Origin of the sequence: Streptococcus massiliensis DSM 18628 (assembly GCF_000380065.1) — a bacterium.
Taxonomy (GTDB): Bacteria; Bacillota; Bacilli; order Lactobacillales; family Streptococcaceae; genus Streptococcus; species Streptococcus massiliensis.
Genome location: NZ_KB904415.1, coordinates 1 through 8,135, shown reverse-complemented (window position 1 = coordinate 8,135; position 8,135 = coordinate 1). Strand labels below are relative to the sequence as shown.

At 43.4% G+C, this 8,135-nt stretch carries 9 protein-coding genes; 5 read left to right on the top strand and 4 right to left on the bottom strand.

The window, feature by feature from the left end; genetic code table 11:
• From A3I3_RS10630 to A3I3_RS0108140, 3 genes are all read right to left on the bottom strand, one after another.
• On the bottom strand, nt 1-216 hold a 216-nt coding region (locus A3I3_RS10630; RefSeq protein WP_018371293.1), incomplete at its 3' end, for a helix-turn-helix domain-containing protein.
• Nucleotides 217-298: 82 nt separating this feature from the next.
• Nucleotides 299-892 carry a helix-turn-helix domain-containing protein gene (locus A3I3_RS0108145; protein WP_018372224.1) on the bottom strand — a complete coding sequence of 198 codons (594 nt, stop codon included), beginning with the start codon at nt 890-892 and terminating at the stop codon, nt 299-301.
• A 143-nt stretch (nt 893-1,035) separates the two neighbouring features.
• On the bottom strand, nt 1,036-1,863 hold the full coding sequence (locus A3I3_RS0108140; protein ID WP_018372223.1) for an exodeoxyribonuclease III: 828 nt from the start codon (nt 1,861-1,863) through the stop codon (nt 1,036-1,038).
• 122 nt (nt 1,864-1,985) lie between these two features.
• Between A3I3_RS0108140 and A3I3_RS0108135 the strand changes: the two genes are divergently transcribed.
• The 4 genes from A3I3_RS0108135 (at nt 1,986) to A3I3_RS0108120 (ending at nt 5,685) form a co-directional block, all read left to right on the top strand.
• Nucleotides 1,986-2,435, top strand: a complete 450-nt coding sequence (locus A3I3_RS0108135) for a DUF3290 family protein (RefSeq protein ID WP_018372222.1) — start codon at nt 1,986-1,988, stop codon at nt 2,433-2,435.
• A complete protein-coding gene (locus tag A3I3_RS0108130) occupies nt 2,436-3,068 on the top strand; it encodes a DUF421 domain-containing protein (RefSeq protein ID WP_018372221.1) in 633 nt (210 codons plus the stop codon).
• A 147-nt stretch (nt 3,069-3,215) separates the two neighbouring features.
• Complete coding sequence (gene metG, locus A3I3_RS0108125) at nt 3,216-5,210, top strand: methionine--tRNA ligase (RefSeq protein ID WP_018372220.1); 1,995 nt, start codon at nt 3,216-3,218, stop codon at nt 5,208-5,210.
• A 10-nt stretch (nt 5,211-5,220) separates the two neighbouring features.
• Nucleotides 5,221-5,685 carry an HIT family protein gene (locus A3I3_RS0108120; RefSeq protein ID WP_018372219.1) on the top strand — a complete coding sequence of 155 codons (465 nt, stop codon included), beginning with the start codon at nt 5,221-5,223 and terminating at the stop codon, nt 5,683-5,685.
• 28 nt (nt 5,686-5,713) lie between these two features.
• Here the strand turns inward: A3I3_RS0108120 and A3I3_RS0108115 are convergent, their stop codons facing one another.
• Entirely contained in the window at nt 5,714-6,799 is a 1,086-nt protein-coding gene (locus A3I3_RS0108115; protein WP_018372218.1) for a M24 family metallopeptidase, read from the bottom strand.
• Between the two features lie 207 nt (nt 6,800-7,006).
• Here A3I3_RS0108115 and ccpA point away from each other — a divergent pair, with 207 nt between their 5' ends.
• A complete protein-coding gene (ccpA, locus tag A3I3_RS0108110; RefSeq protein ID WP_018372217.1) occupies nt 7,007-8,011 on the top strand; it encodes a catabolite control protein A in 1,005 nt (334 codons plus the stop codon).
• Nucleotides 8,012-8,135 lie beyond the last annotated feature (124 nt).

Sequence of the window (8,135 nt, the reverse complement as noted above, 5' to 3'; positions counted from 1 at the left end):
ACGACCTGAGCTCTTGGAACCTCGTAAGTCTCGCTTGAGTAAGGTTGGATTTTCTCTATATTTCCTCGTCCAATTCCGAACTTGACTATCTGATTTTAAGCCATATTTTTTCACGATAGAGGACATCCCTCCACTTTGTCCGCTGAGGTAGTCTTCCACTACCTGTAACTTAAACTCAGGTGAATACCTTGTAAAGCGACTCCCTTTTTTAGCCATAACAAAAGAACCTCCTTATAGAACAGTAGCATACATGTTTTATACTGTCCATTATAAGCGGTTCTTTTCACCTAGCCTCGTTTTATTTTATAGGAAAAAGCCAAAGGGAAATGACTGAAATTAACAAAGCAAGCAGAGCAGAAATAAGAGTAAATGCTACAACAATTATAATTTTTTGATAGAGTGCTTTACCGTCTTCACGGGCTTGTTCAATCTCAGTCAGTGTTTTTCCTTCATCGTAAGCAACGATTTCCTGAAGAGTTCTGAGATTATGCGCTTTTTTAAACTTTTCCACTCGCAAAGAGTAAAAGAAAGCAACAGCCCAAATCAATAAAGTGATAGCTATCCCATACCAATTTAAATATAAAATGAGCGGAGGGCCGGTTAAAACAGTGACTAACAGAAGGAGTGTCAAGAGTTGGGCATCTTTTACATATCGTGTATAGTTTGCTTGGTGAATGATTTGTTTCATTTCTTCAATATCTCCTTTTACTAATGTATCTAAGCTGATTTCAAAAACTTGGCTGAGGAGCAGCAAGTTTTGAATATCGGGATAAGTCGCTCCTCTTTCCCAGTTGGAAATGGACTGGCGACTGACGAATAACTTTTCAGCTAAATCATCTTGCGATAATTGCTTTTGCTTACGATAAAATTGAATTTGTTTTCCGAGTTCCATAGTTGTCCTTTCTTTTCTAAGATTATTATAAAAAAATCCAATCTTTTTGGCTATCAAAGTTCTTTGACATTTAGATGTTTTCAGGCTTGCAAAGGGATTTGACTAAAGAAAAACTTGACAAATTTGTCAAGTTTCTGTCAAGCTTATAAGTTGATTTCCAGCAAAATTGGCGTGTGGTCTTGGCGCGTACCAGAATCAATCATTTCTGATTTTGTGACCTTGTCAGCAATCCGATTGCTGGTCAGCCAGTAGTCGATTCTCCAGCCAGAATTGTTGATTTTGCTGGTTTTGCTACGCTGCGCCCACCAGCTGTAAACATCAGGCACATCGCCGTGCAGGTGGCGGAAGGTATCGGTAAAGCCCTTAGCGAGCAGATTAGTAAAGCCAGCTCGTTCTTCGTCGGTGAATCCAGGCGAGCGGCGGTTGCTGGCTGGGTGAGCCAGGTCGATTTCCTTGTGGGCTACATTGTAGTCGCCTGTTGCAAGGACAGGCTTTTCTTTATCCAAGCCTAGCAGATAATCCGCGTATTTTTCATCCCAAATCTGGCGTTCTTCTAGGCGTTTCAATCCGTCGCCAGCATTGGGCGTGTAGACTTGGGTTACGAAAAAGTCTGAAAACTCCAGCGTGATAATCCGTCCTTCCGCGTCCATGGTTGACGGTGCGCCGATTTCAGGAAAGGTGATAGTTGGCGTCAACCCTTTCTTATAGAGGAACATGGTGCCCGCGTAGCTTTTACGAGCGGGCTCAACAGAGGAGCGCCAGGTGTTTTCATGATTGGGGAAAAGTTGCGCTAAAATTTCCAAGTGCTTTTTGGTCGGCCCTTTAGCGGATAATTTGGTTTCCTGAATGGCGATGATGTCGGCGTCCAAGTCAATCAAAGTTTGTAGCACCGCTTGCGATAGCTGAGCCCGAGCAGAATCGCTGGTCAGAGCAGCATTGAGCGAGTCGATATTCCAAGAGATGAGTTTCATGTAATTCTCGTTTCTAATCTTTTTCTAGCAACATTATACCAAATTTTCTCTGCCTTTTATAGCTGAGCAACTTGAAAACCTGAGGAAAGTTTTCTATAATAGAGAACAATGAGGAGAAACAAATGAAATTTTATTCTTATGACTATGTGACGGGGCAGATTTCTACAGTAAATTGGCTTTTGGTCGGAACTTTTTTAGTCCTGTTGCTCTTGGTTATTTTCTTTAGTTTTAAATATGCACATGAAAAGCGGGACAGTAAGTTTCGGGAATTGGTTATTATCTTTGCTTTATCAGCTGTGACTGTTGCTCTGATGGGCTTTGGTCAATACCAGACCAACCAAGCAACAGATAATCAGTATCGGACATCGCTTCATTTTATCGAGGTTATTTCTAAAAAACTGGGGGTCAAAAAGTCGGAAGTTTATGTCAATACTTCGGCAGCAACAGACGGAGCCATTGTCAAGGTGGGAAAAAACTTTTACCGTGCGATTGCAGGGAGCGATCCAGATAGCTATCTCTTAGAGAAAATGGAATTGAAAAATCCAAATGTAGAACTAGTGGAGGCAAATTAAATGGCAATTTCATACTGGGAAGTGGCAATCAAACTGGCTATTGGACTTTTGTCTTTAGTTTTTGTTATCAATATTTCGGGAAAGGGGAATCTTGCACCCAATTCAGCGAGTGATCAGGTACAAAATTATGTTCTTGGTGGTATCATCGGTGGTGTGATTTACAGTCCGTCCATTACTGTTTTTCAATTTATTATTATTCTCTTGATTTGGGCAATTTTAGTACTTAGTCTCAAATGGCTCAAGACCAACAATCACTGGATTAAGCAAATGGTTGATGGCAAGCCCTTAGTCATTATCAAGCGTGGGCAACTAGATGTTGAAACGTGTCGTTCGGCTGGTTTAGCTGCTTCTGATGTGGCTCTCAAGCTCCGTGGGCAAGGTATTTTTCAAATCAAGCAAGTTAAACGGGCAGTTCTGGAGCAAAATGGGCAACTGATCGTCGTTCAAAGAGGTGAAGAAAATCCTAAATATCCAATTATCACAGACGGTGTTATCCAGCAAGATGTGCTAGAGTCTATTGATAAGACCGAAGAGTGGTTGTTGGAAACTCTAAATGAGCAAGGTTATACAGATATAGCAGATATTTTTATCGCTGAGTATGATAAGGGACAAGTCAGCGTAGTAACTTATTAAATTGAGGTACAGTCCTCAATTTTTTATTTTTGAAATAGTCTCTTCTTTAAAAAAATGGTATAATAGGATATTGCTTCAAAAGTTAAAACGACTTTTGAAATTGTAGATACAAAAGGGTTTCATTTGCCCTAGATACAAGGAGAAATCATGTCTGAAAAGAATTTTTACATTACAACGCCCATTTATTATCCCAGTGGTAAGCTCCACATCGGTTCTGCCTATACGACCATTGCCTGCGACGTTCTAGCGCGCTACAAGCGTCTCATGGGCTACGATGTCTTTTATCTGACAGGGCTCGATGAGCACGGACAAAAAATTCAAAGCAAGGCTGAAGAAGCTGGCGTGTCACCGCAGGCTTATGTGGACGGCATGGCAGCTAGCGTCAAGGAACTCTGGGAGCTTTTAGACATCTCTTACGACAAGTTTATCCGCACGACCGACGATTACCACGAAGAAGTAGTGGCGGCTGTTTTTGAAAAATTGCTGGCGCAGGACGACATCTACCTCGGCGAATATGCAGGTTGGTACTCTGTTTCAGACGAGGAATTCTTTACCGAAAGCCAGTTGGCAGAAGTCTTCCGCGACGAAAACGGCAAGGTTACAGGCGGGATTGCGCCGAGCGGGCACGAGGTTGAGTGGGTATCAGAAGAGTCTTACTTCCTTCGCCTCAGCAAGTACCAAGACTGGCTGGCTGATTTCTTCAAGAGTCAACCTGACTTTATCTCGCCAGACAGCCGCATGAATGAAATGCTGAAAAACTTTATTGAGCCGGGGCTGGAAGATTTGGCGGTGTCACGGACGACCTTTACCTGGGGCGTGCCTGTACCGTCCAATCCGAAGCACGTGGTCTATGTCTGGATTGATGCCCTGCTCAACTATGCGACGGCTCTTGGTTATGGGCAAGATAATCACGCTAACTTTGACAAGTTCTGGAATGGGACTGTCTACCACATGGTCGGCAAGGATATTCTGCGTTTCCATTCGATTTATTGGCCGATTATCCTCAAAATGCTGGACTTGAAATTGCCAGACCGCCTCATTGCTCACGGCTGGTTTGTCATGCAAGACGGTAAAATGTCCAAATCTAAAGGCAATGTCGTTTATCCAGAAATGCTGGTCGAGCGCTACGGCCTCGATCCGCTGCGCTACTATCTCATGCGTAGCCTTCCTGTCGGAAGTGACGGCACTTTCACGCCAGAGGACTATGTCGGCCGGATCAATTACGAGCTAGCAAATGACCTTGGCAATCTCCTCAACCGTACGGTTGCCATGATTAACAAGTATTTTGACGGTCAGGTGCCGAGCTATCAAGAAAATGTCACCGACTTTGACGCTTCTTTGGCGGAAGCTGCTGAGCAAGCAGTCGCAGACTACCACAAATACATGGAAGCGGTGGATTACCCACGGACTTTGGAAGCCGTCTGGAACCTTATCGCCCGTACTAATAAATATATCGACGAAACCGCTCCTTGGGTCTTGGCAAAAGACGAAAGCAAGCGTGAGCAGTTGGCAAGCGTCATGAGCCACTTGGCGGCAAGTTTGCGCCTCGTTGCCCATATGATTGAGCCTTTTATGATGACGACGAGTCGTGCTGTTTTGGAGCAATTAGGTATGGAGCCAGTTGCTAGTCTGGAAAATCTGGCTTTGGCTGATTTGCCGACAGGCTTGACCGTGGTCGCTAAAGGCACGCCGATCTTCCCACGGCTTGATATGGATGAGGAGATTGCCTATATTAAGGAGCAAATGAGCGCAGGAAAACCAGCAGCTGACAAGGTCTGGATGCCAGAAGAAGTCGAGCTGACCCTCAACCGCAAAGAAATCAAGTTTGACGATTTTGACAAGGTGGAAATCCGCGTTGCCGAGGTCAAGGAAGTGAGCAAGGTTGCAGGTTCGGAGAAATTGCTGCAATTCCGCTTGGACGCAGGTGATGGCGAAGACCGCCAGATTTTATCAGGGATTGCCAAGTTCTACCCCAATGAGCAAGAACTGGTCGGCAAGAAAGTTCAAATCGTTGCTAACCTCAAACCGCGCAAGATGCTGGGACACATCAGCCAGGGCATGATTCTCTCGGCCGAGCATGGCGACAATCTAACCCTCCTCACTGTCGATGACAGTGTACCAAACGGCAGTTTGATTGGGTAAGGGGAAAGTTATGTGCCTAATTTGCGAGCGGATTGAATGGATTAAGGAAAATCGTAATCCTTACTTTGTGGCTGAGCTAGAAACGGGTTATGTTGTGCTAGGTGACCACCAGTATTTTCGGGGCTACACGCTTTTTTTAGCCAAGGAGCATGTTCGTGACTTGCACAAGCTGGAGCCTGAGTTCAAATTGCAATTTTTAGCTGAAATGTCCTTGGTGGAAGAAGCGGTGGCGGAATGTTTTGCAGCCGAAAAGATGAATGTTGATCTCTTGGGCAACGGTGATGCGCATTTGCATTGGCATCTTTTTCCGCGCCGCGAAGGGGATATGAAGGGCTATGGTATCAAGGGACGCGGTCCCGTCTGGTGGGTTCCCTTTGAAGAAATGACTAGTGAAGATAGCAAGTTAGCCCCAGAAGAAATGCAAATGTTGAAAGAACAATTAAAACAGACTTTAATAAATAAAATAAAAATCTGAGACTTCAACTAAAGTCTCAGATTTTTGCTTATAAGTCGTAATAAAGTAAGTCCTTGCTCGTGCTGGTAAAGAGTTCAAAACCGTCTTTGGTGACATGACCACAATCCTCAATCCGCACGCCAACCTTGCCTGGGATATAGACACCGGGCTCAACAGAGAAACACATGCCCTCTTCAATAACCAAGTCATTTCCTTCCATAATGGATGGAAATTCATGTACGTCCATACCGATACCGTGTCCCAGACGGTGGTTGAAATACTCACCGTAGCCAGCATCTTCGATAACTTGACGAGCGGCGCGATCCACTTCATGAGCAGTCACACCTGGTTTGATAAATTCTATCGCTGCTTGTTGCGCTTCAAGAGTTAAGTTGTAAATATCTTTTTTGAATTGAACGGGTTGACCAACTGCTACAGTCCGCGTCATATCGCTACAGTAGCCTAGGGTTTTACAGCCAAGGTCAAAGAGAAGTAAGGCATCGTTTTCGACCTTGTTTGGTCCGGGGATGCCATGTGGATTCGCAGCATTGTCACCCGTCAAAACCATGGTTTCAAAACTCATCTCCACACCTAGTTTTTTCATTTCAAATTCAATTTCAGCGATGATGTCAGTTTCAGTCTTTCCAGCAGCAATGGCCTCAAAACCGCGTTGCACAGCCTTGTCCGCGTAGTCACCAGCAACCAGCATTTTTTTAATTTCATCGGTTGATTTGATGAGGCGCATTCGGTTGATAGTTGGAGTGAGATTTTCAAAGTTCGCTCCTTCAAACACTTGCCGCAGACCATTGTATTTTGTCAGGATCAAGTTATCAAATTCCACCGCTACATTCTTAACAGTGACAAGTGGCAAATTTGCCTTGATCTTTTTCCAAGGATTTTCCGAATCAACATAACCGGCGACCTTAAAATCAAGGACTTTTGTTGCTCGCTCTACCTCAAGAGCCGGAACAAAAAGAAGTGGTTCTGCATCAGTAAAAATGAAGAGAAACATTTGCCGCTCGTGCGGGTCGCTATAAAAACCGGTCAAGTAGTCAATTGTAACAGGATCAGAAACAACGGCTACATCAAGTTTTTCACTAGCAAGATAAGATTGAATTTGTTGAATTTTAGTCATAGGAGACCTTCTTTCTAAAAGGGGAAATCCCTTACCTTTCCTTATATTTTTGCAAAATATTCAGCAAAAATCAAGTAAAAATCAATTTGTTACCAAGGGAATTGCAAAAAAACCGCAAAATGCTTGAAAGTGTTTCCAAAAAATGATAGAATGATTTTGGCAGGATTATGAAAACGATATTTTCAATTAATATAGAAAGGAAAATGTATGAATACAGACGATACAGTAACCATTTATGACGTTGCCCGTGAGGCAGGCGTTTCGATGGCAACCGTAAGCCGCGTTGTCAATGGCAATAAAAATGTAAAGGAAAATACACGGAAAAAAGTGCTTGAGGTTATTGAGCGCTTGGATTATCGTCCAAATGCGGTGGCACGTGGTTTAGCCAGCAAAAAAACGACGACAATCGGTGTGGTTATTCCAAACATTACCAATAGCTATTTCTCAACTCTAGCTAAAGGGATTGATGATATTGCCGAAATGTATAAGTATAATATTGTCCTTGCAAATAGTGATGAAGATGATGATAAGGAAGTTGCAGTGGTAAATACACTCTTTTCTAAGCAAGTTGACGGTATCATCTTTATGGGCTATCATTTGACTGAAAAGATTCGCTCAGAGTTTTCTCGTTCACGTACGCCAGTTGTTCTGGCAGGCACAGTAGATGTGGAGCATCAGCTTCCGAGTGTCAATATTGACTACAAGAAGGCAACACAAGATGCAGTTGATTTTCTGGCTGAACGCAATGAAAAAATTGCTTTTGTCAGCGGACCGTTAGTTGATGATATTAACGGCAAGATTCGACTGGTTGGTTACAAGGCGGGATTAAAAGCAAGAAAATTGCCTTACAGTGAAGGTTTAGTTTTTGAGTCTAAATACAGCTATGAAGACGGTTATGGCTTGGCTGAACGCGTGATTGCTTCTAAGGCAACGGCTGCTGTGGTGACAGGTGATGAGCTTGCTGCAGGACTTTTAAATGGCTTATCAGATCAAGGAGTAAAAGTTCCTGAGGACTTTGAAATCATCACGAGTGATGATACGCAAGTGACGCGCTTTACCCGACCTAATTTGACAACGATTAGCCAGCCGCTTTATGACCTTGGTGCTATTAGTATGCGTATGCTGACCAAGATTATGCATAAGGAAGATTTAGAAGAGCGCGAAGTGCAATTAGCACATGGTATTTACCAACGTCAATCAACTAAAAAATAATCCTATTAACCTGAGTGAAAGCTCAGGTTTTTTGGCTCTTTGTCAACTGTAGTGGGTTAACGCAAAGTCATACCCTGGAGAGAACCGAATTGGTTCTCTCCTTTTTGATATTTAAAGCGATGAG

Excerpts from the sequence above, each read along its gene's own strand:
- A3I3_RS0108145 (WP_018372224.1), bottom strand. The coding sequence starts at position 892 with ATGGAACTCGGAAAACAAATTCAATTTTATCGTAAGCAAAAGCAATTA.
- A3I3_RS0108140 (WP_018372223.1), bottom strand. The coding sequence starts at position 1,863 with ATGAAACTCATCTCTTGGAATATCGACTCGCTCAATGCTGCTCTGACC.
- A3I3_RS0108135 (WP_018372222.1), top strand. The coding sequence starts at position 1,986 with ATGAAATTTTATTCTTATGACTATGTGACGGGGCAGATTTCTACAGTA.
- A3I3_RS0108130 (WP_018372221.1), top strand. The coding sequence starts at position 2,436 with ATGGCAATTTCATACTGGGAAGTGGCAATCAAACTGGCTATTGGACTT.
- metG (WP_018372220.1), top strand. The coding sequence starts at position 3,216 with ATGTCTGAAAAGAATTTTTACATTACAACGCCCATTTATTATCCCAGT.
- A3I3_RS0108120 (WP_018372219.1), top strand. The coding sequence starts at position 5,221 with ATGTGCCTAATTTGCGAGCGGATTGAATGGATTAAGGAAAATCGTAAT.
- A3I3_RS0108115 (WP_018372218.1), bottom strand. The coding sequence starts at position 6,799 with ATGACTAAAATTCAACAAATTCAATCTTATCTTGCTAGTGAAAAACTT.
- ccpA (WP_018372217.1), top strand. The coding sequence starts at position 7,007 with ATGAATACAGACGATACAGTAACCATTTATGACGTTGCCCGTGAGGCA.